The sequence below is a fragment of the Rasiella sp. SM2506 genome (assembly GCF_050859505.1).
In the GTDB taxonomy this organism is placed as follows: domain Bacteria; phylum Bacteroidota; class Bacteroidia; order Flavobacteriales; family Flavobacteriaceae; genus Marinirhabdus.
This window is the reverse complement of sequence record NZ_CP193934.1, coordinates 2,282,466-2,308,187: the sequence shown is the minus strand read 5'-3', so window position 1 is coordinate 2,308,187 and position 25,722 is coordinate 2,282,466. Positions and strand designations below refer to the sequence as shown.

Below are 25,722 nucleotides of genomic sequence, written 5' to 3'. Positions count from 1 at the left end.
ACTACCTTAGTAGCACAAAAAGAAAAAAACTACATGGAACAACCGGATTTATTAATCCTTCAAATGCAACAAAAAAATGAGAAAGCGTTTGAAAGATTATATACTATGTATTCTGAAGCCATCCACGGCATCATATACAGTATTGTATTAGAAGAAACAGTAGCTGAAGAAGTACTACAAGATACCTTTATAAAAATTTGGGATAATTCTGAAGCTTACGATGTTAAAAAAGGACGTTTTTTTACCTGGATACTTAATATAGCGCGTAATACAGCGATAGACAAAACACGATCTAAAAGTTTTAAGAATTCGAAAAAAAACCTTACCACAACAAATTTCGTAGATATTTTGACGTCTTATGACAATCTAAATAGTACTACCAATGCCATTGGTATTAAAAAATTTGTTGATAAATTAAAACCAATGTGTATTAATATCATTGAATTACTATTTTTTAAGGGATACACCCAAAAAGACGCCTCGGAAGAATTAGAAATTCCACTAGGCACACTTAAAACAAGAAACCGTAACTGCCTACGTGATTTAAGATGGCTAGTAATTGGCCCACAATAATATGAACGAAGAAGAAATTATAGCATCTGGAATTTTGGAGCTTTATGTTTGTGGATCTTTATCTGAAAATGAGATCCACGAAGTTGAAGCTGCCCTACATAAATTCCCCAATCTTAAAAAAGAAATTGAAATTATAGAAGCCTCACTTATCACGCTGGCAGAAAATGTTTCTCCTCCTTTGGCCTCTGTAATTTGGACGTTTATCTTAAATGCGATACGCCCTGCTACAAATGTTGACACTCCTACTATTGGCACAGAAGAAAAATCGTTTAACTGGGCTAGCGTAAGCGGTTGGGCAGCAGCCATTTTATTATTAGGCGGTCTTGTATGGGCCATGAATCAAAAAAGCACTTTAGAACAAAAAGTAGATTTTACGACTACAGAAAATGCTGAACTTGAAGACCAACTACAAACTACTGAAAAAGAGCTTTTAGAAACTGAAAATGTCGTAGCCGTATTAAGAAGTGATTCGTTTAATACTTTTATTCTTCCAGGAAACGAAGCTGTGGCGCCAGAAGCCTCTGCTAAGGTTTTCTATAATGCTGAAGAAGGTATCGCATACATTGATGCCCAAGGTCTTCCTGCACCTCCTAAAGGTAAAGTGTACCAAGTGTGGTCTTTAATTATGGAGCCTCTTACTCCTACGAGTATGGGACTTTTACAGGAATTAAGCGCCGTACAATCGAACCTATACAAATTTGAAAAATTCCCTGTTGCCGAAGGCTTCGGAATTACATTAGAGCCGGAAGGAGGAAGTGAAACCCCTACCCTTAGCCAATTATACGTATTAGGAACTGTTACGCTACCTTAAAATATTTCTTATTCTAAGAAACCTCTTGAATTTTATTTTAATAAAAAATGAAAAGTGTTCGTTAAAATGTAACGGACACTTTTTTATATTCTTTTTGAAATTCAATGTAAAAAAAAGCACCCCCGACTAAAAGGGTGCTAACTAACAAAAAAACTCTGAAAAAACCGGTAAATTCCGGCTATTGATTATTACAGTGAATAACCAACCATTGTACAATACATACGAAGGTTTTACATCCTTGGTTTTAAAGTTTTTGTATTTTTTTAAATAAAACTGGGCCTACCTCAAATTCAGCTTCCAACAATTCACTTTTAAGCATTTTTACCTTCTCTTTGTCGTTGTTGGCTTTATAAACGAGTGCGCTGTGATACAATGCCATAGGTTCTGATGTTTTACCCTCAACGTGATCTTTTATAGTTTGCAGAGCTGCTTGCTCCTTATTATTTTTAAGTTGTGCCAGTGCTAGTAAATGATAACTTTCTGGTGTAGCACGGTTTCCTACTTCAGCTTCAGCCATCTCAAGCGATTTTATTGGATTTTTATCTGCGTACACTTCAATTAAATAATCATTATACTGAGCCCCATAATTTCCTTGTTGAACTGCATTTAAAAATTGATTAGTATATTTTTTACTTTCTGCTTCATTATTTTCGTATTCGGCCATTTCGGCTTTTAACAAATAATAATCTGGTACGTTATGATGTACCATAATACTGTCCAGTATTTTGTTAGCTGCTGCTGTATTTTTTTCTGCGGAATATACTATCCAAGCTATTCCTTTTTTGGCATATGCATTTTCAGGGTCTAAACGTAATGTCTTAAGGTATTCTGTGTATGCATCCTGGATACGTCCTGCGTGTCCATAATAATCACCCAAATTAGTATACGTCCATATCTGAAGGGACTTGCTCTTACGAGCATCTGCAATTTCACGCGCTTGTTCTAAATAACGGATGGCACTATCCAGATCACCCTTGTAATCACTCCATTTTGCAACACGTATAAGGTAGTTGTAATCTGAATTATTCTTTATGAGCTCCAACATTTTATAAGCATCTTCATACTGCCCTAATTCCATATACACATCGAACAATACAAATTCTGTAGCTTTTTTATTAGAGATACCGTTATAACTTTCCTCTAAAATTTCTTTTGCTTCTTTGAAACGGTGTTGGGAAATATAATTATGTGCAAGACTGCGTGTAAAACCGTCTTTATTATGAGCAGAATTTATAATTCCTTTTTTATAGAGTTTCTCTGCTCTGTATAAATTATTGGAATTTCCAGTAATAGCAAATATGCTTGAATAAGCAGCTGCTAGTGACCCTAAACTGCCAACTCCTGTTGTGTCATCGGACATTTTGTTGGACCAAAAATCTCTTTCGGCAACTGCGTTTGTGTAATTTTTTGTGGTAGCTGTGCTTAAAGAAGCTTCATAATCTGCCGGACTGCTAACCTGTACAACTTTATCTTCAGTTTTTGCACAAGAAGCTATTAATATAGCCGTACTGATATATAGGTAGTGGTATAGTTTCATTTTAAAAAAAGTATATATAAGAAAAGAGCAATAGGACATATTGCTCTTTTCAAATTAATTAAATGTTGATTACTGATTTACAGTAGACATATATGGAAAACCTAAAGTAAAATCACGGTCTCCAGCACCTACACCATCTGTAGTTAATAGTGGACCAGTAGCTGGATCACTAAAGTTCAAATTGTTTATATCACCACCTCCAAAGATTAAAATCAATGAAATATCGATAACATCATCTGAAAGGTTACGTCCTGTTAAAGCTGCTCCTGAAGCAGGATTAAAATACGTTGTTTCTCCATTAGGTGCAACTTGTAAAGCATCAAATTGAGCTAATACTGTTGTAAACGTTGGAGCATCCAAACCTAAGATATTAGTCTCGTAATTTACGTTTGCAGGATCTGCTCCAAGAGCGACTGCATAAACATCGAAATAATTTTCCATAGTTGCCTCAAATATAGGCTGGAAAGATGCTCTTCCACTTACAATACTAGTATTAAAGTTATTTTTCACAGGATCAGATCCACCAAAAACGGTGTTAATACCCGGACGTCCCATAATATCTTCTTGAGCATAGGTTCCTGAGAAGTCTAGCACTACCGCGCAAGGCTCACAAAAAACACCACCACAATCAACGCCTTCTTCATCAGCATTCATGATACCATCATCACAAGTTGGTTCGTTAAGGGCATTCCCATTGTCGTCGTCGTCTGCACACTGCACAAATGTGAGTGTTGTCGTTACAGCCAATGCGGCTATAAAAATTGATTTATATATTGTTTTCATATCTCTATCTTAAATTTTATCGTTAGCTATTTATTATTGTTTTCTCTTTGCAGATACCCATACATTGTAAGCAGGAGGTAAACCTTGTAATCCTACAGCTGCACCAACATGTGGAGGCGCTGTACCTAATAAACTATTTGGAACCTCAACGCTTATGGCTAAAACATTTAAGTCTTCAAAGAAATCTGTACCTGGCGAGTTAAACCCTTCAGGTGCTACCGCACCAGATGTTACTGCATTAAAACGCTCAAAGTCGAAAAAGAAATAATCTCTTCTTGGTCCTGCAAAAAATGACATACCATTGTTTGAAGCAGTTATTGTTTCATCTGTTGTTGAAATTTTTACACTACTCATAGGAGCTGTAGTTTCAATCTGGCTATTAAGACCTGTTTGGCCTGGAGCAGATGGTCCAAAGAAATACATTGAGTCTCCACGGCGAACTGCTTGAATAACTAAATCCTCCACAAAATCACCTGTGTTATCAATATTGAATTCAATAAGTACTGTTTCATCAAACATAGCTGTATTAGTTACATCCCCAGGAGTTAATGGTCCTTGAAGTGTAGCAATTAATACAGTGTTGTTTGGATTGTCTCCTTCAAAGGCATACAAATCTGCAATGTCTGTTGTTTGTCCAGTTACATCCGGAGCGTCTACGTGATCTGCTGCGATTAGAAATACGGCAAGTATTGCTACTCCCAATCCACCAATAGCGGCAAAAAGTTTCGTTTTTTTCATTTTAAAAAATTTAGTTATTATTAATAGTTTTTTTGAAAGTTATATTTGGTTAGTGTACTACCATTGTGTACTTTCATCCTTATTTACGCCTAAATTACGTCAACGGTTTTCCTAAGCCAGTTAATTTTATGTTAACTAAAATTAAAACACTCTTAAACAAAACTCATGAACCCCTCAGCTAGTGGATGGATTCCAAAATACTTAACCCTATTAAAGCAAGCTACTAATAGTGAAGCAAATAATTTTGAAGCAGTTCCGTATTGTACACTCCAAAAAAATGGATTTATATTTGGAGTTTCAACTACTTTATTATTTGTAACGCCAAAAAACAGACTCCAACTTACCCGTGAAGAAACCACCAAAGTAAATTTGTTACACAACCTCACGTTGTTATATTTAGTTGAAAAAAAAGAAGCCACCCCAGATGAAATATACAAAACCATAATCTCGTTTTATAAAGCTATTGAAAAAGAACGTAAAGGTTTTTTTATTCAGTTTTCACGGTATAAAAGTGATGCTTCCAAACTGGAACGTATTATGACCGTACGTATTCAAGAGTCCAACAATTTATTTAAAAGAGATTTTGCATCTCTGCTTACCCATGCCTTCCTATATATAGATGTATTGGCCTTTTCAAAATTTTTGGATACGAGTATTCTTTCAAAAAAATATATTGCTAATTTCGAAAAATTAGTAATGCATTGTTGCTTCCTGGCATTGCAAGCCAAAAAAAATAAAAACAAATACGATCGTTTGCTCCTAGAACTTTTTGAGGATGCCACTTTATATACACTTCCTAATGGGAACGACAAACCTTTAAGTTATTTACAAACACTTTCTTTAAACCAAAACGAAAAACTATACATTCTGGACATATGCTGTCTAGCCGTTTGGGATGACCATACTATGGAAGCCAGCGAACAAGAGTTTTTATACCAACTCATACACCAATTACAGTTGCCCGAAGAATCATTAAGTAATGCTATACAGAATATAATCCAACTAACCAATACCAATAAAAGTAAGTTAAGTCTTTTTGACCATGCCCATCCAGTAAATCAATTTTACAAACAGGCAACCCAAACTGTAAAAACACTTATTCTTAGAAATAAAAACAGATTGCTTTTAGAGTTGGAAGAAAGTGGCGAGTTACTTGTGCTTTTGGGAAAATCTACCACCCGTTCACTCTCTTCTTCGGAAAAGAAAAAAGTAAAAGCACAATTGCTGGATATTTGTAAAACAGTTCCGTCGCTCACTATCTTTTTGTTACCTGGAGGCACCTTATTATTACCATTATTGGTAAAATTAATCCCGCAATTGTTACCTTCGGCATTTGACGAAAATCGGATAGATTCCAAAAAATAGAAAGTATCCTACTTTAAAAACGGTTTAAAGAATATGAACATCCCAAAAAACCATCTTTGGCTTTGGCTTCCTTTCGTTGTAGTGGTGTGTGCTGGTTATTTCATCATTCCCTCCAATACTTTTGTACAAGAGCTAGTAGCATTTGGGATTATGTCTTTGAGTATTTCGATTCTATCCGTCTTTTTTAAAGACTGGAGAATATACTCACTTGTAAAGGTCTTAGGATACGTATTCCTTGCATTTTTTGCATTTGTAAAACTTAGCTTTTATAATCAGTACGGCGTTCCTATAAGTAGCTCAGCCTTGTATGTTATTTTTGAAACCAATAGCGGAGAGGCATCAGACTATCTTTCTAATTATTTTAACGGCACTACCTATTTGCTTCTCATACTACTGCTATGGCCTATATTTTTCTTACTGAAGGGCTTATTCAGAAAAAATAAATTTCAGGAAAAACCTTTAAAAAGAGCCTTTCTATATAAACTATTCTTACTATTAGCTGCATTAGGATGCGTTTTTGCAATACATAAAAAATTTAAAACTGAAAATATTCCATATGCGACCCTCACCACATGGGACGATTATCTCACAGCAAAAAAACAGCTTAAAGATGCACTAGCCATTCCTACCAGCAAAGCCTTTACTAAAATTGAAAGTAAAGACATCCCTCAAACCTACGTTGTTGTTATTGGAGAGTCTACCTCAAGATGGCATATGCAATTATACGGTTATGGCAGGGAAACCAACCCAAAACTAACCGAAATAAAAGAGGAACTTGTAGTCATGGATAGTGTCATAACCCCTCACGTACACACCATAACCGCACTTGAAAAAATACTTACCCTGTCCAACCAGGAGAACAAAGCTCCGTCACCCAATGGATCTATTATACAATTGGCAAATATGGCGGGATTTACTACGTATTGGCTCTCTAATCAAAAACCAGTAGGATTGTACGAAAGTATCCCAACAATCATAGGAAGTGCCGCTACCCATAAGCGCTTTATGGCAACAGACGATTATAATTATGATATTTATGATGGGGCATTACTGCCTGTTCTAGCTGAAATTTTAAAAGATAAGAGCGCATCAAAAAAAGTTATTTTTGTGCATCTCATTGGCACTCATTTGCGCTATGAGAAAAGATACCCTAAAATGTTTGAAAAATTTCAGACTCCTTCTAAAGATTTAAAATTTCAGCACGAAAAAGCGATAATTCAAACGAATAGGTATGACAATGCAATGCTGTATAACGACTATGTAATTAGAGCGTTAATTGAACAGTTACGAAGGCAAGACGGATATAGTTATTTAGCTTATTTTTCAGATCACGGGGACGAAGTTTATGACACTATGGACTTTCTAGGGCATAACGAATATCATGGAACACGCCCTATGTTTGAAGTTCCCCTGCTTTTTTGGTTTTCAGAAAAATATATAAACGAAAAGGGCTCCATTCCTAAAGATATAGGGAACAGAAAATACAGTCTTATAGATTTCCCACATACCTTCGCCTCTCTAAGCACTATAACTTTTAAAGGATTTGATGCTTCTAAAAATGTACTGGACAGTACTTTTGTACAACGGAAAAGAATAATTAAAGACTCTCTGGATTATGACAAAAGGTAGATTAATGGTAACATTAGGATCTCTTTTAGTAGGGATACTACTATTTTGGTTGTACAAACACAGTCCTAAGAAAATCGAATTTCTAGGATATTACAACAAGATAGGTGCGCACCGCGTTAATACCTTGGAGAAACTGGAAAGCAGTCTCACCCACTTTGAAGCTATAGAACTAGATTTGGTGTACGTTCCCGAAACCAATATTCTGGATGTTCACCACCCGCCCGCGCCATCCATCGAGCTTTCATTTAGCACCTATGTTGCTGCTCTGGAAAATAAGCAACCTTTTATGTGGTTGGATATTAAAAATCTGGATGAAAATACTGCCGAATTAATCTTTCAAAAGCTGAACAGCATCTTACATGACTACCCAAAACAAAAGATTTTAATTGAAACAAGATTCCCTGAGAAATTAAGTCTCTTTACTGCTGAAGGGTATCATACAAGTTACTATTTAAAACAAAATCTGAACAAACTGAATCGAACAGCTTTAGATTCAGAAATAGAAAAAATTAAGAGAATACTGGAAACAAACCCCGAATTAGGTCTTTCTACCGAACATTTCGATTATAAAGTCCTCAAAAAATACTTCCCAGAAACTAAAAAATATTTCTGGTGTATTCGACATTCCAAAATTGGTGATTATACTTTGGTAAGAGAGATACTTAAAGATAATACGGTAGCTTTAGTCTTAACAAGTTACCATCCATTTTAGGAAAATTATTCCAGCCATAATTTAAAATCGCGCACACGCTCTCTTGCTACAATCACTTCCTGCGCTTTATAACTGTTCAGTTTTAATTGTAGACGACTGTTGGTATAGCTAATAATATCTTTTATAGCGTTAATATTTATGTAGTATTTTCGGCTTATTCTGAAAAATGTTTGTGGCTCCAGTTCATCTTCCAATTGCTCTAGCGTGGTGTCTAGCAAATAATCCCTGCCGTCTACCGTATGGGCATAGGTTCCTTTATTTTCAGAATAAAAGCACTCTATCTCGTCCACTGAAATCATTTTAATATGCTGTCCAATTTTTGTGGTAAACCGTTTTTTGTATTCTCTTTCAACAGGATTGGTAAGAAGTTTTTTAATATCGTCAAAATTGAACTGTACATGTTGCGTCTTTGGTTGTCGCATTTTGTACTTTTTTACGGCTGTTGCTAGTTCCTCTTCATCTATAGGTTTTAGGATATAGTCTATACTATTCAGTTTAAAGGCCTGAAGCGCATATTCATCATAAGCAGTGGTGAAAATAATGGAGCTTTGTATCTCTACTTCGTCAAAAATTTCAAAAGAAAGTCCATCGCTTAATTGAATATCCAAAAAGATAAGATCTGGATGCTCATTATTCTTAAACCACTGGATGGCTTCATCTACACTATGAAGCATTTGATCTACTCCTACATCCAGATGCTCTAGCATACGATTTAACCTGCGTGCTGCGGGTTTTTCATCTTCAATTATTAAAACCTTCATGGGAATCTCAATTAATAATGGAAAGATACTAAAGAGAACTACCTCCATGCAAATGCAAAGGGTACCAAAATTTAAATTGTAGTGAAAAAAATATTATTTGTAGAATTTGGCGTCCTTGCGGAGTTGCGCCATTTTAATAGCGGCTATGGCAGCTTCGGTTCCTTTGTTGCCGTGTTTCCCACCACTTCTGTCGATGGATTGTTGCATATTGTTATCGGTAAGTACACAGAAAATTACGGGAATATCACCTAGGACATTCAGGTCTTTGATACCTTGAGCAACCCCTTCACATACGTAATCGAAATGTTTAGTCTCACCCTGAATTACGTTACCAATTACTATAATGGCATCCAGCATATCAAAACTCTGCGACATTTTTTTTGCACCGTAAATAAGCTCAAAACTTCCTGGAACATTCCATCGTACAATATTTTCCTTTTGGCCGCCACAATCCAGAATAGCATCAAAAGCACCCTGGAACATCCCTTGCGTAATTTTTTCATTCCATTCTGAAACAACAATCCCAAACCGAAAATCTTTCGCGCTTGGGATAGTTGTTTTATCGTATGCCGATAAGTTGTTATTTTGAGTAGCCATATTAATTGCTCACCGTAGCGAGAATTTTTATTGCATTGCCTCTACCTTTCCTTTGTAAGGAATTGAAGTTTTAGCTTCTGTAGATTTTGGATATTGCTTGTTTAAAGTTTCAAAATGCTTAAGAGCAGCATCTGTTTTACCAAGATTCATAGCAACAATACCAGCTTTTAGTAAAAAACGTGGTGAAGTTACTTCATTCGTGCGAACTGTTGCTGCTGCTTCGTAATACTTTAATGCTTCCTCATTTTGATTCAACTGTGCAAATGCATCACCAATAGCACCTTTTGCTAAAGGAGCCAACATTTCGTCTTCACTGCTAAAGTTATCCAAATGATTAATTGCTTCTTGGTATTTACCAGTACTTAAGTATGCCATACCTGCATAGTATTCTGCAAGATTTCCTGCTTTTGTACTTCCGTAGTTGTCAATAATTTCTAAGAAACCATATTTTCCTCTACCACCGTTTAATGAAAGATCGTATAGAGAATCACTTACCGTTTCATTCCCCAATGCTTGCTCAAAATACTGCTGTGCCTGGAACATCTCATTCATAGCCTCAGCTTCTTTTGGACCTTGAACCCACTGCTGAAAACCAAGATATCCTAAAACAGCAACGGCAATAATACCTACTACTATTAAAATTCCTTTTTGGTTTTTCTCTACCCAAGCTTCGGTTTTGTTGGCACCTTCATCTAAAGTATTAAATACTTCAGCTGTTGTACTATCGCCGTCAAAAACTCCGTCTTGATCTGTTTCGTTCTTCGGTTTAGGTTGTTTATAACCTCTCTTTTTATATGTAGCCATAATTTTGGTTTACTAACGGGCAAAAATAAAATTTTTATTACAATTTAAATGCGAAAAAAGTTCTTATTTTTCAATAATTTGCAAGCTCGATAACTACCATACAATTCTTTCAACAAATACACGCAACCATTTCATTTTTATGATTTTAACTTCAGTTTCATTAATCAACTATAAAAATTTTGAAGCTCATAATTTTCAATTCGATCCTAAAATAAATTGTTTCGTGGGTAAAAATGGCGTTGGAAAGACCAATGTTTTGGATGCGATTTACCATCTTTCCTTCGGAAAAAGTTACTTCAACCCTATTACGAGCCAAAACATGAAACACGGCACAGATTTTTTCGTAATAGAAGGCAATTATGACAAGAATGAGAGATCCGAAAAAATCATCATTAGCGCCAAAAATGGTCAGAAAAAACATATTAAACGCAATGGAAAAACCTATGACAAGTTCAGCGAACACATTGGTTTTCTCCCTTTAGTAATTATTTCACCCGCAGATCGTGACTTAATTATTGAAGGCAGCGATACGCGGAGAAAATTTATGGATGGGGTGATTTCGCAAGGTGATTCCAAGTATCTACATACGCTCATAAATTACAATAAAGTGTTGGCACAGCGTAATGCGTTGTTGAAATATTTTGCCGCTAACAATACGTTTAATGCGCAACAATTAGAAATTTACGATTTACAATTGCACGAGTTGGCAATGCCCATTTTTGAAAAACGAACCAGTTTTGTAAATGCCTTTGCTCCTATCTTTTTAAAACGCTACCAATCTATTAGCAATGGAACTGAAACTGTTGGGTTGAAATATAAAAGCCAGCTAAAAGAGGCACCACTAGTACAACTTCTGCAAGAAAACCGAAGTAAAGACAAACTCACACAATACACCAATTTTGGGATTCATAAAGACGATTTAAAGTTTAATCTGGATAAGTATCCTGTGAAGAAATTTGGCTCGCAGGGGCAACAAAAATCGTATCTTATAGCATTGAAATTGGCGCAATTCGATTTTATAAAAGAGCAAAGTGGCGTCACTCCTATTCTTTTGCTGGATGATATTTTTGATAAACTGGATGAAGAACGCGTCGCACAACTTATCTCTCTCGTAGACGATGAACACTTTGGACAACTTTTTATAAGCGATACCCACGCCGAACGAACGGAGCAGATTGTAAAAGAGGTGAGCCAGACCTATAAAATGTTTTCGTTGTGAATGGTGAGTAGTGAGTAAAAAATAAAAAAGATGAACAAATACATACCTATAGCAATCATATTAACCATAATCAGTTCTTGTGCGAAGCAAGATGCGAATGAGCAAATTCAATACCTGGATGGCTATTGGAGCATAGAAAAAGCAATCCTTGAAGACGGAACCGAAAAAGAGTTCACCATAAGCACTACCATAGATTTTATGGAAATTAATGGCAAGACTGGCATTCGAAAAAAAGTACAACCCAAGTTGGACGGAACTTTTCTTACCAGTAATGATGCAGAAACCTTCGAGATTAAAATTGAAGACGACAGCTTACGATTATATTATACTACTCCTTTCGATTCCTGGAAAGAAACTGTTTTAAAAGCAAAAGACAGCAGCTTAGTAGTTTTAAATCCTGACGGAAAAACGTATTTTTACAAAAAATTCGCCACGTTCAATTTTCAGTAGAAATCAACCACATCCTTCCAATAATACCTAAACTCTCAACTAAAAATATGGCCAAAAGAAACGCAGAAGAAAGTACCATAGGCGATGTTTTAAAAAACTTTATCTCCTCCAACAAACTCGAAAAGGGGCTGGACAAGGTAACTATAAAAGAAGCCTGGCACACTGTATTGGGTGAGGCGATATCAAAATACACCACGGGTCTCGTATTAGAAAGAGAAACACTTTTTGTAAGTTTAAGCTCTTCAGTATTGCGAGAGGAATTGAGCTATGGAAAAGAAAAAATCATGAAACTGCTCAACGAAGAAGTGGGCAAAGAATTGGTGAAGAAGTTGGTATTGAAATAGGGTAGTTAATTGGTGAATGGGTTACTTAGTTTTTCTCACCTCTCACCACTAAAAAACCCTCCCACAAACAAATGCAGAAGGGCAATAAATATAATTTCTATAGAATTTTCTTAGAACATTTCACGTCCAGAAAAATGGAAAGCACCTTCAATAGCTGCGTTCTCATCGCTATCACTTCCGTGTACAGCATTTTCTCCAATAGAAGCAGCATATAATTTACGGATGGTACCTTCAGCAGCATCGGCTGGATTGGTAGCTCCTATTAACGTACGGAAATCTTCCACTGCGTTGTTTTTCTCTAAGATAGCAGCCACAATAGGACCACGCGTCATATACTCTACCAACTCACCATAAAATGGACGTTCGCTGTGAACTGCGTAAAATTCCTGAGCATCTGCTGTTGTCATCTGCGTTAACTTCATTGCAACAATGCGGAAGCCGCTTGCATTTATTTTTTCTAAAATAGCACCAATGTGTCCTTTTTCAACACTATCAGGCTTTAACATTGTAAATGTTCTATCTGTTCTCATAACTTTTTTAAAATTTGGTGCAAAAGTAGGTATTTAAAACACAACTGCAAGCAATTAGCGATTGTTAACGTAATAATGTAAAATTGTACAAAAGAGAATTTCGTCCATAAGACTGAATAATTGTATCTTCGCACTCCTATGAATAAAGAAATTACACAGCAAGTTGAAACCTTATTATCCACTCCTAAAAAAGTAGTAATTGTTGGGCATAAAAACCCAGATGGAGACGCCATAGGCTCTTGTATGGGACTCTATTTTTTCTTACAATCGTTGGGTCATCAAGCAGAGGTTGTCATGCCAAATGATTATCCAACTTTTCTTAAATGGATGCCTGGCAATGAAACCATCTGTATTTATGAGAAAGAACCAGAAAAATGCCAACTACTTTTCGACGAAGCAGCTATTGTTTTTACTCTAGATTTTAACGCACTAACTAGAGTGGGAGATTTAGGAACTGTTTTGGAAACATGCGACGCCAAATTTGTAATGATAGATCACCACCAGGCTCCCTCAGACTATGCCGTGGCTACCTATAGTGATGTAACGATGAGTTCAACCTCCGAAATGGTATATCATTTTATGGATGCCTTAGGAAGATTGGATGTGCTTTCTGCTGAAATCGCCACCAATTTGTACACAGGCATTATGACAGATACGGGTAGTTTCAGGTTTTCATCTACCTCTCCAACTACGCACCGTGTGATTGCACAGTTACTAGAAGCCGGGGCAAATGGTTCTGAAATACACAACAATATTTACGACACAAATACACCAGAGAGGTTAAAACTACTAGGAATTGCATTAAATAATATGACAATTCTTCCAGAATACAACACTGCTTTTATTACCCTTACGCAAAAAGAATTGGACGACAACAATTTCAAAAAAGGGGATACCGAAGGATTTGTAAATTATTCGCTTTCAGTAATAGGAATAAATTTTGCTGTAATTTTCATTGAAAGTAAACAAGATAATATCGTGAAAATCTCTTTCCGAAGTAAAGGCTCTTTTTCAGTAAACGAATTTGCAAGAGCACACTATAACGGCGGCGGTCATACAAATGCAGCAGGTGGTAAAAGCGATAAAAATCTTGATGACACCATTTCTGAATTTATTAGTATCTTGCCAAACTATAAAAATGCCCTGAATGCCAATGCGTAATTTTTTATATTTTATACTATTTCTTCTCTTTGTAGTGGCTTGTAAAAGCCCGGAAGCCAGAAGACCTGAACAGCGTAGCTCTGGAAGTTTTATAAAAGAAAGTGCAGAGCGTAACAAAAAATTGTACAAGAAAGAAGAGGCAGTTATAACTAAAATTATTTCTCAAAATAAGACTACCGAATTTGAGTCTAACCCAAATGGATTCTGGTACTTTTATAATGTAAAAGATACGGTAAGTACACTAATGCCGAAATTTGGAGACCTAGTAACCTTCACCTACGATGTAAAAGACCTAGACGGAACCACCATAGTTTCAGAAGTTGAAAATGGCCTTCAAAAATACCAAGTAGATCAAAGCAATCAAGACCTTATCTCTGGAATTAGAGAAGGAATTAAAATAATGAAAGAAGGTGAAACTGTTACCTTCTTATTTCCTTCGTATAAAGCTTTTGGATACTACGGAATACAAGAAAAATTGGGAGCGAATGTACCAATACAAAGCACCATTACGCTTCGATCTATTGAAACTTCAGAAGAAAATTAATAACAAACGTTTAAAATTAATTACAAAATCAAATGAAAAAATTATCGCTTTTAGCACTTGTAATCTTGACAGTAGCCATGACGGCTTGTGAAGATAAATATCCAGACTTAGGAGATGGCTTATATGCCGAATTTATTACTAGCAAAGGTACTTTTGTAGCTAAATTATACAACGAAGCTACCCCACTTACTGTGGCCAGCTTTGTAGAATTGGCAGAAGGAAAAAGTAAAATGGTGGATTCTGCCTATAAAGGCAAAAAATATTACAATGGTCTTGTATTTCACCGTGTTATGAAGGACTTTATGATTCAAGGTGGGGACCCATTGGGCAATGGAACAGGTGGTCCTGGATATATTTTTCCAGATGAAATTGTAGATTCATTAACGCATAAAGGAAAAGGAGTTTTATCTATGGCTAATCCAGGAGCAGACGCTAATGGAAGTCAGTTTTTTGTTACGCTGAAGGCAACGCCTTGGTTAGACACTAGACATACTGTTTTTGGAGAAATTGTTATGGGACAAGAAGTGGTAGATTCTATTGGATTAGTTCCCACCATCAAGCCTGGCGACAAGCCGGTAGATGATGTTGTGATTCAAGAAGTAAATATTATTAACAAGGGCAATCAAAAGATAGCAGAATTCTCGAAGGAGTTAGAAGCATTAGAAGCAGAAGTACTTGCAAAAGCTGAAGCTGTTGAAAAAATAGCTACCGAAACTGCTGTTATGTACGCAACAAAAAGAGCAGAAGCTACAAAATTAGATTCCGGTCTTGAAATTCTAGTTATCCAAGAAGGAAATGGAATAAAACCAGAAACTGGGGCTAAAGTTCTTGTAAACTGTGCTGGATATTTCTCTAATGGTCAACTTTTTTTCACTACGTACAAAGATGTAGCCGAAAAATATAATGCCTTAGACGCAAGAAATCCATACCAACCTATGGATCCTGTATATAGCACTGAAGCTAGACTTATCCCTGGCTTTAAAGAAGGATTGTTAACAATGACAGTTGGCGAAAAAGCCATTTTGTACATCCCTTCTCATTTGGCCTATGGTGAGCGTGGTAATCCACCAAGAATTCCTGCCAATGCAGATCTTATATTTGAGGTAGAGCTTGTAGGACCTGCTAACTAAAAAGAAATACAAAAATTGAAAGCCCCGATACCGGGGCTTTTTTTATATATAAGTGGCACAATACTACACTATTTAAAAGTATATTTGCCGCTTTTTTAAGCGCAAAACTATGTGGCAGAAAACCATTAAGAATTTTACTCAAAATCCGAAAAATGATATCCTTTCAGGGCTTACTGTGGCTTTGGCATTGGTACCAGAAGCCGTTGCATTTGCTTTTGTGGCAGGTATAGATCCGTTAGTAGGATTGTACGGAGCGTTTATGATGGGAATTATTACCGCGCTGTTTGGCGGGCGTCCCGGGATGATCTCCGGAGCTACAGGTGCTATGGCGGTTGTAATGGTCCATTTAATCGCTAAAGGAAATGAAGTGGGTGAAGCTTTAGCAACTCCCATTGAAAATCTTGGTCTTCAATGGTTGTTCATTACCTTACTGTTTGTGGGAGGGATTCAAATTTTGGCAGGTGTTCTTAGGTTAGGAAAATTTGTAAGGCTTATTCCCCACCCTGTAATGATGGGATTTGTAAATGGGTTGGCTATTGTAATATTTTTATCTCAATTAGGATTATTTAAAGAAAATGTAGGTGGCGAAATGACTTGGCTACAAGGTACTAATCTCTGGTTAATGCTCGGTTTGGTAGCGTTAACTATGGCAATTATGTATGGCTTACCAAAACTTACCAAAAAAATACCCGCTGCTTTAATAGCGATTGTAGTAGTAGCAGCCATTGTTATCTTCGGAAAAATAGACGTTAGCACGGTTGGTTCTTTTATAAAAGACGGTGGTGGTGACGGACTTCAAGGGGGTTTACCTACATTTCAAGATCAAATATTTACGTTATTTTATACCATAGGGGATCATTGGGGACTTATATTTTCTACAGCTATGATTCTCGCCGCTGTTGGTTTAATTGAAAGCTTAATGACGTTAAACCTCATTGACGAAATGACTGAAACCCGTGGGAGTGGAAATCGTGAGTGCGTTGCACAAGGGGGTGCGAACATCTTAAACGGACTCTTTGGAGGTATGGGGGGGTGTGCCATGATTGGACAAAGTATTATCAACATAAACTCTGGAGGTCGCGGAAGATTATCGGGAGCTGTTGCTGCTGTGGCACTACTCTGCTTTGTATTGTTTGGTGCACCATTAATCGAACAAATACCCATTGCTGCTTTGGTTGGGGTAATGTTTATGGTAGTGATAGGTACGTTTGCCTGGAGTAGTTTTCGTATTTTACATAAAATTCCCGTAACCGATGCTATTGTACTCATTGCAGTTTCTGCCATTACGGTTTGGCAGGATTTAGCAATTGCCGTAATAGCAGGTGTAATTATGAGTGCCCTATCTTTTGCGTGGAAAAGTGCTACCAGAATTAGAGCGCGTAAACGCATAAAAGATGATGGAACCAAAGTTTATGAAATCTGGGGACCGCTCTTTTTTGGCTCTACTACAGCATTCAATAATAAATTTGATGTTTCCGGAGATCCAGAGGCGATTGAAATAGACTTTATTGAATCTAAAGTTTCAGACCATTCTGGTGTGGAAGCATTGCGCAACATTGCCAATAAGTACTTAGATGCCGGCAAAAAAGTAACCTTAACACACTTAAGTCCAGACTGTAAAGAAATGCTTATAAAATGGAATCCAGAATTTAACACCATCATACAAGATGCTATTGACGACCCTCGTTACCACGTAGTTACAGACATGATGGATGCTGAAGTATAGGTATTTACCATAGCAATTTTTGTGTTTTATTTATTATTTATTCTAAAGTACGTATCTTTAATTATAGTACATTCGTTTCCTTTTAAAACAAACTAAATGATAAAAACGGCTCGTATACTATTGATTTTTACTGTGTTATTTGCAGTATCAATGAGTATTGCCCAAACCGATTCTACTGTAGTAAAAGCTGTAGATTCAGTAGAAATACTACAAAATAATTTTCAGAAAAAATTAGCAGATCTTGAAAAACAAAGACTCATAGATTCGCTTCGGAAAGCCGATCTTCAGCAACAAATATCTGCGTTAAAGTCTGATGATGCCACAAAACGAACTGAACTTCAGCAAAAATTAAACACGCTAAATGTTCAAGAAGATGCCTTGTTAAACCAAAAGAAAGAACAAATTGCATCTTTACGAAAATCTACGAAAGGCTATCCGGTTCTAGGTTTTTTTAATGACACCCTATTTCTGGTTCATACCAAATTAGGAAGTTTTTCGGCTGGAGAACGTGCAGATGCTATTAGCAGACGAGTTAAAAAATTACCCGATAACGCTGGTTTTACAACAGATTCTCTTCAGATTATTGAGTCAGAGACAACTTTTGATGTAGTGTATCGCGAGAAGACTATTATAAGCATTTCGCAAAATGATGCGCTTTGGGCAGATACCTCCCAATTTGAACTTGCCAAAACATACCAAACCAAAATAGGAGATGCCGTAACGAGCTACAATGCCGAGACAAATATTTGGAATATTCTTGCCAGAATTGGTCTTGCACTTTTGGTATTGGTTGTAATTTGGTTTTTAATAAAATACATTTCAAAATTCTTTCGTTGGACCGCTAAAAAAATAGAAGATCAAGAAGGAAAACGTTTAAAAGGAATTAAAATTAAGGACTATACTTTATTTGATGCAAAGCGGGAGGTTTCGGCCGTATTGCTCATTAATAAAGTGGTGAAATGGTTTGCTATCGTTGCTTCCATTTATATAGCATTACCTACGCTTTTTAAGATTTTTCCTTGGACACGAAACTTTGCAGACACCCTATTTGGGTATGTGCTAAACCCAGTAAAATCTATTCTTTCAAGCATTTGGAACTACTTGCCTAATTTAATTGCCATCATTGTAATTGTGATTGTGTTTAGATATGTGCTTAAAGGAATAAAATTTTTACGGGACGAAATTGCGAATGGTAATTTAAAGATAAACGGCTTTTTTCCAGATTGGGCGGGACCTACCTTTCAAATTGTTAGAGTGCTCGTATATGCCTTTATGATTGTCTCTATTTGGAACTACATTCCTGGCAGCGATTCGCCTGTATTTCAAGGGATTTCGGTATTCTTAGGGTTCCTGTTCACTTTTGGTTCGGCGGGATCGCTCTCTAACATTATTGCTGGATTGGTGTTAACGTATATGCGTTTATTCAAAATTGGGGATCGTGTAAAAATTGGGGAAGTATTTGGCGATGTAATTGAGAAATCATCCCTTGTAACCCGTGTACGTACCCCAAAAAATGAGATTATATCTATTCCTAACAGTACTGTTATGAGTAGCCATACCATAAATTACAGCAGTGATGCGCCAGAAAAAGGATTGATTATTCACACTACTGTCACTATTGGGTATGACATTCCGTGGAAGAAGATGCACGCCGCCTTAATTGAGGCTGCCAAAAGAACCAATCTAGTCATGGAAGCTCCTGAGCCCTTTGTATTACAAACAAGTTTAGAAGATTTTTACGTAGCGTATCAAATCAATGCATATATTCAAGAAGCCAACAAGCAAGCTACTATTTACAGCAATTTGCACCAAAATATTCAAGATGTGTGTAATGAGCAGGGAATTGAAATACTATCTCCGCACTACCGCGCAGCTAGAGATGGTAATATGAGTACCATTCCAGAAAATTATTTGCCGAAAGACTATAAAGCGCCTAGTTTTAATGTAAAACGGCAAAAAGAGTAATATTTTGTATTTGAATAAAAAAAAGCTGAATTTCTTGATGAAGGAAATTCAGCTTTCTCGTTTTTGATTGATGCTTACTACTTACCGCAATTTGCAGTCTAACTTACGTAAGAGGGGGTCTCCCAGTGAATGTTGAAATGCTTCTTCAACAAAATAACACATTCGACGTCTTTGTGATTGCAGTCCTGCAACCCGCAAGGAATTTGATAATTTTTTCATGACATTCCGTTTTTTGATAGATTGATGTTTTGCTACAGCTTATCTGTAGCGTCTTTTGTTGTTCCAAGCGTATGATTTTGATGTTCTTACTCTTGCTGTTAATGTGTTACTGTCTAAAGTTCTCATAATAATAGTTTTAAAGGGTTATACTTAATAGACGTACAACTCGATATTTTGTTACAGTACTATGCATTACAAAGTAGTAATTTAACATATTTTAACATTTAAACACTTTTATACACTATAAGTTTTGGATGTTTTTATTCTAATCCTTTTATTTAAAGTGTAACATTCCTACCTAAGACACATCCTTATTAAAACTAACAATTCAACCTATGAAACATTATTTATTATTACCAGTCCTATTCCTTCTTATTTCTTGTTCGGAAAATGATAAAAAAAAGACTCCCCCTTCCGAAGCATTACAAAGATCTGTGCTAGATACGTTAAAAACCCCAGCCGATTTCTTTCCGTCACAAAAGGCAAAAGTATTGGTGGTAGGTACCTTTCATTTTGACTATCCAGGTTTAGATAGTCACAAAACAACTCCAGAAGACCAGATAGACGTACTTAAAGAGCCAAAAAAATCTGAAGTTTCAGAATTGATAGCCTACATCAAAAAGTTTAAACCCACCAAAATAGCCATTGAAGCAAACCCAAACTGGAATGCCACAAAAAAATTACGTGAATATGGTGAAGGAAAGTATAGAGATAAACGAGATGAGCGCTACCAATTAGCAATGAGAACAGCTACAGAATTAGGATTAGACACATTGTATCAGGTAAACGCTTATTCCTTGAGTGGAGATTTGTATGGAAAAGATTCTATTTACCTAAAAAAAATTACAGGCGATGTAAATTGGGATTATAAAGAGCCACTTTGGAAAGGTTTTGAGAATTGGATGGCGTATGACGACAAGCTTATTCCAAAAATAAAGCTGACAGATTATTTTAAATATATGAATTCCAAAGAATCTCATCAATATGGCTATGGTATTTATTTACTCGGAAATTTTAAAACCGAAAATAATCAAGGTGCAGACCATCTCTCCATTTGGTGGTATAACCGAAATCTTCGTATTTTTAGAAATATCATTGGTATTACTGAAAGTCCGGATGATAGAATTATGGTTATTATGGGCAATGGCCACGCCGCTATCCTAAGAAATCTCTTTGAAAGTTCTCCAGAGTATGAATTTGTAGAGTTTGATAGTTTGTAATACCGAGACCTGTTTAAAATACTAGTTAACAATATATCCTTACAGCAAGTGTTTTTAAATACGCTCCATATTGTTTTTAAGAAGTATTTTTATGGAATGCTACCTAAAAGAATTCTCACTATAATTGTCTTTGCCCAGTTTTGTTGCACCTCCTTATGGTTTGCAGGCAATGGCGTGTTGGCACAACTTACCGAAGCATTTCAATTACCAATAGAAGTACTAGGGTATTTAACTTCTGCAGTGCAGTTTGGATTTATTTTGGGGACATTAATTTTCGCCTTATTAACCATAGCCGATAGGTTTTCACCGTCTAAAGTGTTTTTTATTTGTGCGCTATTTGGAGCAACTATAAACCTTGGAATGCTTTGGGGTGGAAATACCTTGGCTTCTTTGTTGACGATTCGGTTTATGACGGGCTTCTTTTTGGCAGGAATTTATCCTATTGGGATGAAAATAGCGGCAGATTATTTTGAAAAAGGGTTAGGAAAATCTTTAGGATACCTAGTAGGAGCTTTGGTAGTAGGAACTGCATTTCCACATTTTGTGAACACATTTTCTGCTGAAATTTCTTGGAAATGGGTCATTGGTAGTACTTCAACCGTAGCAAGCTTGGGCGGATTGTTATTACTGCTTCTCGTGCCAAACGGTCCTTACCGGAAAGCTGCGTCAAAGCTAGATTTTAGCATCCTTCAACAAATCTTCAAAAATAAAAATTTCCGTGGTGCGGCCTTCGGATATTTTGGACATATGTGGGAGTTATACGCATTTTGGGTGTTTGTCCCATTTATACTGGAAGCTTATACTACTATAAATTATACTACCGAGATTAACGTGCCATTCTGGTCTTTTCTAATCATTGGCATTGGGAGTTTGGGCTGTATAGCGGCAGGATACTTTTCTGAAAGCCTTGGAAGCAAAAAAGTAGCAACCATTGCTTTATTAGTTTCTGGTATTTGCTGTTTGGTTTCGCCTTTATTTTTCACCGCAAACTCCTGGATATTTTTAGCTTTTTTATTATTTTGGAGTAGTATGATTATAGCAGATTCTCCAATGTTTTCAACTCTGGTGGCTCAAAATACATCTCCCACAACCAAGGGCACTGCGCTCACTATAGTTAATTGTATTGGGTTTGCTCTTTCCATAATCAGTATACAGTTGGTATCCTATTTAACTACCGTTTTAGCACCTCAATATTTGTTTGTTGTACTAGGTCTTGGAAGTGTTTTCGGTTTAATCTCACTTCGACTAAATATAAATAAAAGTGATACTTTGTAACAAACTATTATGAAATTCTAAGCCCATTGGGAGTGTCTTTGTTGGGCTGCAATAAAGTTACATCTTTACCATCTACAGCACCCAATACCAAACATTCACTCATTAAAGGCCCTATTTGTTTCTTCGGAAAATTGACTACCGCTATTACTTGCTTTCCTATAAGTTCTTTAAGGGTATACAAGGTTGTAATTTGAGCAGAAGATTTTAATACTCCGATTGGATTTCCGAAGTCAATTTTCAATTTAAAAGAAGGATTTCGTGCTTCTGCAAAATTGGTTGCCTCTACTATTGTCCCAACACGCATATCTACTTTTTCAAAATCTTGCCAAGACAAATTATTCATCACGATGTGTAATAGTAAGTTTTTTCCGCATTTCTTCAGAGATATACGTTCCAGCAGCACTGTAATTATCTACCAGCAATCCTTTCCTGCCATCGGTAGTTTCAAGGGCATATAAAATGGAACTATCACCTGGATCTGTCATGCCTTCAAACCGAAAGTACCGTACCACCTCGCAGTCACCTGCTTTCCATTGTTTTTTTAAGCCCTTGGATTCTATACCATCTTCAACCAGATTAAAATCCTCGGTATATCCTTCATTTTGCAATTGTGCTATCGCTACAGAGAGCGAACTATATCCTTTGTCCATACTATGTTAGTTTTTACTAAAGGTACATAGGTTAATACAGACATTCAAATTTTTATAAAATGTTTAATAATTTATAAAAAGTAAGTACTCATTTAGAGAACACTCAGAATTGTATCTTTGTAAGGAAACGTCTTTCTAATTTAAAAACCTAAGTATGGCCTTAACACCTTCTACAATGTTGCCCTTGGACACCCAAGCTCCAGATTTTATCTTGATAGACGCTGTTACCAATAAACCTGTTGGATTACAGGATGTTCGTGGTGAAAAAGGTACTGTGGTCATGTTTATATGCAACCACTGTCCTTTTGTAAAGCACGTAAACGAAGAGTTGGTACGCTTGGCAAACGATTACCGTGTTACTGGTTTCGGTTTTGTAGCCATAAGCAGTAATGATGCTGAAAACTATCCCCAAGACGCTCCGCAATATATGTGGGACGTTGCAAGAAAAGAAAACTATCCCTTCCCTTACCTCTTTGACGAAACCCAAGAAATAGCAAAAGCCTATCATGCTGCCTGCACGCCAGATTTCTATTTGTTTGATGCAGATTTAAAACTTGTATACAGAGGCCAGTTAGACAATAGCCGTCCTGGCAATGGAATTCCTGTAAACGGTAGAGACCTTCGCGAAGCAATAGATAATATTCTAAATAATAATCCGCAACGCAAAGAACAAAAACCGAGTATGGGGTGTAATATTAAGTGGAAAAAATAAGTTTACAATTTTTTTTCACTTAGGAATAAATAAAATTTCCTTTAAATACGGCTATAAATAAAGTAAAATTTTGAAGATACTCCTTTTGGATACGACCATATTGAGTTATTACTCTTTGTAACAAAATTCAATGGTAATTGAAAGTTTTAATAATTTTTTTTAATAGGTACTGGCCACATACCCCACCACAGAGGAGAGATACCCAAATTTTTGAGACTAAACAGATTTTTTTAGCTAAATACGTTGTGTTTCAATAACGCAGGAGGATGCAATGGAATAAATTGAGATAGGTATACTCTAAAACAGAGAAATAGCAATATAGGTATACGCTTAATAGCCCGTGCAGGTATTTCCGGAAATTTTAACGAATTTATGATACTGGAGTTAATTGCTAAATAGACTCTTAAATTAAGCAACTACCCTACACAACCCAATTTACACATTAAATCTAAAGTGCATCACATCGCCATCTTTCACGACGTATTCTTTCCCTTCAACACCCATTTTTCCTGCTTCTTTTACTTTAGCTTCACTACCAAATTGTACGTAGTCTGCATATTTTATTACTTCGGCACGTATAAAACCTTTTTCAAAATCGGTATGAATTACTCCGGCTGCCTGCGGAGCCGTAGAACCAACAGGGATAGTCCATGCCCGCACTTCCTTTACTCCTGCTGTAAAGTAGGTCTGTAAGTTCAATAAATTATAAGCACCACGAATTAATTTCGCAGAACCAGGTTCCTGCAAGCCTAAATCTTCTAAGAACATTTGGCGTTCTTCAAAGGTTTCTAATTCGGTAATGTCTGCTTCTGTACCTACTGCTAGAATAACTACTTCGGCATTTTCGTTGGCTACGGCTTCTTTAACACGGTCTACGTATGCATTTCCATTTGCTGCGGCATTTTCGTCTACATTACAAACATACATCACTGGTTTATCTGTAATAAACTGCAATGGTTTTACAAACTCTTCTCTATCATCTTTAGCGATCGTAATAGCACGTACAGAAATTCCTTTCTCTAAGCCTTCTTTTATTTTTAGAAGAATAACTTCTTCCTTTTGAGCCTCTTTGTTACCTGTTCTTGAAGCGCGTTTTACTTTTTCAAGTTTTTTATCGACCGTATCAAGATCTTTTAATTGTAATTCAATATCAATGGTTTCTTTATCCCGAATAGGATCTACACTACCGTCTACATGAATTATATTATCATCATCAAAACAACGGAGTACGTGCAAAATAGCATCTGTTTCACGAATATTCCCCAAAAACTGATTTCCTAATCCTTCTCCTTTACTCGCCCCTTTTACTAGGCCTGCAATATCCACAATCTCAACCGTTGCGGGCAAAACCCGTTCTGGATTTACTAATTCTTCCAATTTCACTAAACGGCTATCTGGAACGTTTACTACGCCTATATTGGGTTCAATGGTACAAAATGGGAAGTTTGCGCTCTGTGCTTTGGCATTTGACAAACAATTAAAAAGGGTGGATTTTCCTACATTTGGCAATCCTACGATTCCTGCTTTCATGAATTCTATTCTTTTCTATAGCAATGTGGCTATTTTAGCGGGCAAATATACGGTATAGTTCGGATACATGCGTATATTCTACAACGCGATATGCTTAAAAATAGGAAAACTTTGAGTAGCCTTTAGCAGTTATTTAACAAGTGATGCACTACATTTGGTAGAATCTAATATCTAAAACCAATAATTATGAAAACTATAGTAAGTTTACTTTGTATCGCACTACTGTCTACAGTTGCTGTAAATGCACAAGTTCAAAAAGATGTACAGAAAAAAACAACAACTAAAAAAGTACGTGTAACAGATAACAATCAAATTACAACTAAAACTGTTGAAGATATCGATTCTGAAATAGATGTGATTATGGTTGATGATAATAACATGGAAGATCAGGCTAAGAAAGTAACCAAACTGAATGCTGATAGAACTGAGGTTGTTGGTGAAAACAATGCCGAAAACGTAACCAATAAAATGGAGGTTGCTCAAAAAATGAAAGTTCAGCAAATGAATTTAGAAAAATCTAAGCAAATGCAAATGGAATTAGCTCAAAAAGAAAAAATGGCATTAGATGCAATTAAAAAGAAAATGATGGCCGATCTTGAAAAAAGAAGAATGGAATTACAAGCGCGCCCAAAAGGAATGTCAAAATTAAAAAAAGACCCTGATGGCGACGGAATTAACTAAGTATTAGTTTAAAATATAGAAAGAACCCACCAATCTTGGTGGGTTTTTTTGTTGAC

Annotated in this window: 27 protein-coding genes; 17 read left to right on the top strand and 10 right to left on the bottom strand. The window is 36.3% G+C overall.

Translation table 11 applies throughout. From position 1 onward, the window contains the following. Positions 1 to 33: 33 nt before the first annotated feature. Positions 34 to 573, top strand: a complete 540-nt coding sequence (locus ACQ2HF_RS10445) for an RNA polymerase sigma factor (protein WP_432410370.1) — start codon at positions 34 to 36, stop codon at positions 571 to 573. A gap of 1 nt (position 574) precedes the next feature. After that, the gene (locus ACQ2HF_RS10440; protein WP_432410369.1) at positions 575 to 1,384 is read left to right on the top strand and encodes an anti-sigma factor; all 810 of its coding nucleotides are present in this window, start codon (positions 575 to 577) and stop codon (positions 1,382 to 1,384) included. 244 nt (positions 1,385 to 1,628) lie between these two features. Here the strand turns inward: ACQ2HF_RS10440 and ACQ2HF_RS10435 are convergent, their stop codons facing one another. The 3 genes from ACQ2HF_RS10435 to ACQ2HF_RS10425 form a co-directional block, all read right to left on the bottom strand. After that, positions 1,629 to 2,921 (bottom strand): tetratricopeptide repeat protein, encoded by a 1,293-nt coding sequence (locus ACQ2HF_RS10435; RefSeq protein WP_432410368.1) that lies wholly within the window; start codon positions 2,919 to 2,921, stop codon positions 1,629 to 1,631. Between the two features lie 69 nt (positions 2,922 to 2,990). Then, entirely contained in the window at positions 2,991 to 3,704 is a 714-nt protein-coding gene (locus tag ACQ2HF_RS10430; RefSeq protein WP_432410367.1) for a hypothetical protein, read from the bottom strand. Positions 3,705 to 3,737: 33 nt separating this feature from the next. Beyond that, the gene (locus tag ACQ2HF_RS10425; protein WP_432410366.1) at positions 3,738 to 4,442 is read right to left on the bottom strand and encodes a DUF4331 family protein; all 705 of its coding nucleotides are present in this window, start codon (positions 4,440 to 4,442) and stop codon (positions 3,738 to 3,740) included. A 165-nt stretch (positions 4,443 to 4,607) separates the two neighbouring features. Between ACQ2HF_RS10425 and ACQ2HF_RS10420 the strand changes: the two genes are divergently transcribed. Genes ACQ2HF_RS10420 through ACQ2HF_RS10410 form a run of 3 tightly spaced genes read left to right on the top strand, consistent with a single transcriptional unit; the run spans position 4,608 to position 8,148 of the window. After that, positions 4,608 to 5,807, top strand: a complete 1,200-nt coding sequence (locus ACQ2HF_RS10420) for an LETM1-related biofilm-associated protein (protein WP_432410365.1) — start codon at positions 4,608 to 4,610, stop codon at positions 5,805 to 5,807. Positions 5,808 to 5,840: 33 nt separating this feature from the next. Then, entirely contained in the window at positions 5,841 to 7,436 is a 1,596-nt protein-coding gene (locus ACQ2HF_RS10415; RefSeq protein WP_432410364.1) for a sulfatase-like hydrolase/transferase, read from the top strand. A gap of 4 nt (positions 7,437 to 7,440) precedes the next feature. After that, positions 7,441 to 8,148, top strand: a complete 708-nt coding sequence (locus ACQ2HF_RS10410) for a hypothetical protein (protein WP_432410363.1) — start codon at positions 7,441 to 7,443, stop codon at positions 8,146 to 8,148. Positions 8,149 to 8,153: 5 nt separating this feature from the next. Here the strand turns inward: ACQ2HF_RS10410 and ACQ2HF_RS10405 are convergent, their stop codons facing one another. The 3 genes from ACQ2HF_RS10405 to ACQ2HF_RS10395 all read right to left on the bottom strand — a co-directional run bounded on the left by ACQ2HF_RS10405 (position 8,154) and on the right by ACQ2HF_RS10395 (position 10,310). Beyond that, positions 8,154 to 8,909 carry a LytR/AlgR family response regulator transcription factor gene (locus ACQ2HF_RS10405; protein ID WP_432410362.1) on the bottom strand — a complete coding sequence of 252 codons (756 nt, stop codon included), beginning with the start codon at positions 8,907 to 8,909 and terminating at the stop codon, positions 8,154 to 8,156. Positions 8,910 to 9,002: 93 nt separating this feature from the next. Next, positions 9,003 to 9,506 (bottom strand): 6,7-dimethyl-8-ribityllumazine synthase, encoded by a 504-nt coding sequence (ribH, locus tag ACQ2HF_RS10400; RefSeq protein ID WP_432410361.1) that lies wholly within the window; start codon positions 9,504 to 9,506, stop codon positions 9,003 to 9,005. 27 nt (positions 9,507 to 9,533) lie between these two features. Beyond that, positions 9,534 to 10,310, bottom strand: a complete 777-nt coding sequence (locus ACQ2HF_RS10395) for a tetratricopeptide repeat protein (RefSeq protein WP_432410360.1) — start codon at positions 10,308 to 10,310, stop codon at positions 9,534 to 9,536. Positions 10,311 to 10,449: 139 nt separating this feature from the next. On the opposite strand from ACQ2HF_RS10395, the gene recF reads away from it, so the two are divergent. Genes recF through ACQ2HF_RS10380 form a run of 3 tightly spaced genes read left to right on the top strand, consistent with a single transcriptional unit; the run spans position 10,450 to position 12,323 of the window. Beyond that, positions 10,450 to 11,529 (top strand): DNA replication/repair protein RecF, encoded by a 1,080-nt coding sequence (gene recF, locus ACQ2HF_RS10390; RefSeq protein WP_432410359.1) that lies wholly within the window; start codon positions 10,450 to 10,452, stop codon positions 11,527 to 11,529. 30 nt (positions 11,530 to 11,559) lie between these two features. Next, complete coding sequence (locus ACQ2HF_RS10385; protein ID WP_432410358.1) at positions 11,560 to 11,979, top strand: lipocalin family protein; 420 nt, start codon at positions 11,560 to 11,562, stop codon at positions 11,977 to 11,979. A 47-nt stretch (positions 11,980 to 12,026) separates the two neighbouring features. After that, positions 12,027 to 12,323 (top strand): DUF721 domain-containing protein, encoded by a 297-nt coding sequence (locus ACQ2HF_RS10380; RefSeq protein ID WP_432410357.1) that lies wholly within the window; start codon positions 12,027 to 12,029, stop codon positions 12,321 to 12,323. Between the two features lie 110 nt (positions 12,324 to 12,433). Here ACQ2HF_RS10380 and ACQ2HF_RS10375 read toward each other — a convergent pair whose 3' ends face one another. Next, complete coding sequence (locus ACQ2HF_RS10375; RefSeq protein WP_432410356.1) at positions 12,434 to 12,853, bottom strand: nucleoside-diphosphate kinase; 420 nt, start codon at positions 12,851 to 12,853, stop codon at positions 12,434 to 12,436. A 138-nt stretch (positions 12,854 to 12,991) separates the two neighbouring features. Here ACQ2HF_RS10375 and ACQ2HF_RS10370 point away from each other — a divergent pair, with 138 nt between their 5' ends. From ACQ2HF_RS10370 to ACQ2HF_RS10340, 7 genes are all read left to right on the top strand, one after another. Continuing rightward, positions 12,992 to 14,014 carry a DHH family phosphoesterase gene (locus tag ACQ2HF_RS10370; RefSeq protein WP_432410355.1) on the top strand — a complete coding sequence of 341 codons (1,023 nt, stop codon included), beginning with the start codon at positions 12,992 to 12,994 and terminating at the stop codon, positions 14,012 to 14,014. Beyond that, positions 14,007 to 14,558, top strand: a complete 552-nt coding sequence (gene gldI / locus ACQ2HF_RS10365; RefSeq protein ID WP_432410354.1) for a gliding motility-associated peptidyl-prolyl isomerase GldI — start codon at positions 14,007 to 14,009, stop codon at positions 14,556 to 14,558. Before ACQ2HF_RS10370 ends, gldI begins: the two co-directional genes overlap by 8 nt. Before the next feature lie 32 nt (positions 14,559 to 14,590). Continuing rightward, on the top strand, positions 14,591 to 15,688 hold the full coding sequence (locus ACQ2HF_RS10360; RefSeq protein WP_432410353.1) for a peptidylprolyl isomerase: 1,098 nt from the start codon (positions 14,591 to 14,593) through the stop codon (positions 15,686 to 15,688). Positions 15,689 to 15,797: 109 nt separating this feature from the next. Continuing rightward, positions 15,798 to 17,414 carry a SulP family inorganic anion transporter gene (locus ACQ2HF_RS10355; RefSeq protein WP_432410352.1) on the top strand — a complete coding sequence of 539 codons (1,617 nt, stop codon included), beginning with the start codon at positions 15,798 to 15,800 and terminating at the stop codon, positions 17,412 to 17,414. 96 nt (positions 17,415 to 17,510) lie between these two features. Further along, complete coding sequence (locus tag ACQ2HF_RS10350) at positions 17,511 to 19,379, top strand: mechanosensitive ion channel domain-containing protein (RefSeq protein ID WP_432410351.1); 1,869 nt, start codon at positions 17,511 to 17,513, stop codon at positions 19,377 to 19,379. A 554-nt stretch (positions 19,380 to 19,933) separates the two neighbouring features. Beyond that, on the top strand, positions 19,934 to 20,818 hold the full coding sequence (locus ACQ2HF_RS10345; protein ID WP_432410350.1) for a DUF5694 domain-containing protein: 885 nt from the start codon (positions 19,934 to 19,936) through the stop codon (positions 20,816 to 20,818). A 96-nt stretch (positions 20,819 to 20,914) separates the two neighbouring features. Beyond that, on the top strand, positions 20,915 to 22,093 hold the full coding sequence (locus ACQ2HF_RS10340; RefSeq protein ID WP_432410349.1) for an MFS transporter: 1,179 nt from the start codon (positions 20,915 to 20,917) through the stop codon (positions 22,091 to 22,093). 7 nt (positions 22,094 to 22,100) lie between these two features. Here ACQ2HF_RS10340 and ACQ2HF_RS10335 read toward each other — a convergent pair whose 3' ends face one another. Both ACQ2HF_RS10335 and ACQ2HF_RS10330 read right to left on the bottom strand, forming a co-directional pair. Further along, positions 22,101 to 22,436 (bottom strand): tRNA-binding protein, encoded by a 336-nt coding sequence (locus tag ACQ2HF_RS10335; protein ID WP_432413081.1) that lies wholly within the window; start codon positions 22,434 to 22,436, stop codon positions 22,101 to 22,103. Further along, on the bottom strand, positions 22,429 to 22,743 hold the full coding sequence (locus ACQ2HF_RS10330; protein WP_432410348.1) for a phosphoribosylpyrophosphate synthetase: 315 nt from the start codon (positions 22,741 to 22,743) through the stop codon (positions 22,429 to 22,431). Before ACQ2HF_RS10330 ends, ACQ2HF_RS10335 begins: the two co-directional genes overlap by 8 nt. A 154-nt stretch (positions 22,744 to 22,897) precedes the next feature. On the opposite strand from ACQ2HF_RS10330, the gene ACQ2HF_RS10325 reads away from it, so the two are divergent. Further along, the gene (locus ACQ2HF_RS10325; RefSeq protein ID WP_432410347.1) at positions 22,898 to 23,455 is read left to right on the top strand and encodes a thioredoxin family protein; all 558 of its coding nucleotides are present in this window, start codon (positions 22,898 to 22,900) and stop codon (positions 23,453 to 23,455) included. A 435-nt stretch (positions 23,456 to 23,890) separates the two neighbouring features. Here ACQ2HF_RS10325 and ychF read toward each other — a convergent pair whose 3' ends face one another. Beyond that, entirely contained in the window at positions 23,891 to 24,985 is a 1,095-nt protein-coding gene (ychF, locus tag ACQ2HF_RS10320; RefSeq protein ID WP_432410346.1) for a redox-regulated ATPase YchF, read from the bottom strand. A 186-nt stretch (positions 24,986 to 25,171) separates the two neighbouring features. Here ychF and ACQ2HF_RS10315 point away from each other — a divergent pair, with 186 nt between their 5' ends. Beyond that, positions 25,172 to 25,666, top strand: coding sequence for a hypothetical protein (locus ACQ2HF_RS10315; protein ID WP_432410345.1), 495 nt, complete (start codon positions 25,172 to 25,174; stop codon positions 25,664 to 25,666). Positions 25,667 to 25,722: the final 56 nt, after the last annotated feature.

Coding starts and splice junctions, on each gene's coding strand:
- ACQ2HF_RS10445 (WP_432410370.1), top strand. CDS start 34: ATGGAACAACCGGATTTATTAATCCTTCAAATGCAACAAAAAAATGAG.
- ACQ2HF_RS10440 (WP_432410369.1), top strand. CDS start 575: ATGAACGAAGAAGAAATTATAGCATCTGGAATTTTGGAGCTTTATGTT.
- ACQ2HF_RS10435 (WP_432410368.1), bottom strand. CDS start 2,921: ATGAAACTATACCACTACCTATATATCAGTACGGCTATATTAATAGCT.
- ACQ2HF_RS10430 (WP_432410367.1), bottom strand. CDS start 3,704: ATGAAAACAATATATAAATCAATTTTTATAGCCGCATTGGCTGTAACG.
- ACQ2HF_RS10425 (WP_432410366.1), bottom strand. CDS start 4,442: ATGAAAAAAACGAAACTTTTTGCCGCTATTGGTGGATTGGGAGTAGCA.
- ACQ2HF_RS10420 (WP_432410365.1), top strand. CDS start 4,608: ATGAACCCCTCAGCTAGTGGATGGATTCCAAAATACTTAACCCTATTA.
- ACQ2HF_RS10415 (WP_432410364.1), top strand. CDS start 5,841: ATGAACATCCCAAAAAACCATCTTTGGCTTTGGCTTCCTTTCGTTGTA.
- ACQ2HF_RS10410 (WP_432410363.1), top strand. CDS start 7,441: ATGGTAACATTAGGATCTCTTTTAGTAGGGATACTACTATTTTGGTTG.
- ACQ2HF_RS10405 (WP_432410362.1), bottom strand. CDS start 8,909: ATGAAGGTTTTAATAATTGAAGATGAAAAACCCGCAGCACGCAGGTTA.
- ribH (WP_432410361.1), bottom strand. CDS start 9,506: ATGGCTACTCAAAATAACAACTTATCGGCATACGATAAAACAACTATC.
- ACQ2HF_RS10395 (WP_432410360.1), bottom strand. CDS start 10,310: ATGGCTACATATAAAAAGAGAGGTTATAAACAACCTAAACCGAAGAAC.
- recF (WP_432410359.1), top strand. CDS start 10,450: ATGATTTTAACTTCAGTTTCATTAATCAACTATAAAAATTTTGAAGCT.
- ACQ2HF_RS10385 (WP_432410358.1), top strand. CDS start 11,560: ATGAACAAATACATACCTATAGCAATCATATTAACCATAATCAGTTCT.
- ACQ2HF_RS10380 (WP_432410357.1), top strand. CDS start 12,027: ATGGCCAAAAGAAACGCAGAAGAAAGTACCATAGGCGATGTTTTAAAA.
- ACQ2HF_RS10375 (WP_432410356.1), bottom strand. CDS start 12,853: ATGAGAACAGATAGAACATTTACAATGTTAAAGCCTGATAGTGTTGAA.
- ACQ2HF_RS10370 (WP_432410355.1), top strand. CDS start 12,992: ATGAATAAAGAAATTACACAGCAAGTTGAAACCTTATTATCCACTCCT.
- gldI (WP_432410354.1), top strand. CDS start 14,007: ATGCGTAATTTTTTATATTTTATACTATTTCTTCTCTTTGTAGTGGCT.
- ACQ2HF_RS10360 (WP_432410353.1), top strand. CDS start 14,591: ATGAAAAAATTATCGCTTTTAGCACTTGTAATCTTGACAGTAGCCATG.
- ACQ2HF_RS10355 (WP_432410352.1), top strand. CDS start 15,798: ATGTGGCAGAAAACCATTAAGAATTTTACTCAAAATCCGAAAAATGAT.
- ACQ2HF_RS10350 (WP_432410351.1), top strand. CDS start 17,511: ATGATAAAAACGGCTCGTATACTATTGATTTTTACTGTGTTATTTGCA.
- ACQ2HF_RS10345 (WP_432410350.1), top strand. CDS start 19,934: ATGAAACATTATTTATTATTACCAGTCCTATTCCTTCTTATTTCTTGT.
- ACQ2HF_RS10340 (WP_432410349.1), top strand. CDS start 20,915: ATGCTACCTAAAAGAATTCTCACTATAATTGTCTTTGCCCAGTTTTGT.
- ACQ2HF_RS10335 (WP_432413081.1), bottom strand. CDS start 22,436: ATGAATAATTTGTCTTGGCAAGATTTTGAAAAAGTAGATATGCGTGTT.
- ACQ2HF_RS10330 (WP_432410348.1), bottom strand. CDS start 22,743: ATGGACAAAGGATATAGTTCGCTCTCTGTAGCGATAGCACAATTGCAA.
- ACQ2HF_RS10325 (WP_432410347.1), top strand. CDS start 22,898: ATGGCCTTAACACCTTCTACAATGTTGCCCTTGGACACCCAAGCTCCA.
- ychF (WP_432410346.1), bottom strand. CDS start 24,985: ATGAAAGCAGGAATCGTAGGATTGCCAAATGTAGGAAAATCCACCCTT.
- ACQ2HF_RS10315 (WP_432410345.1), top strand. CDS start 25,172: ATGAAAACTATAGTAAGTTTACTTTGTATCGCACTACTGTCTACAGTT.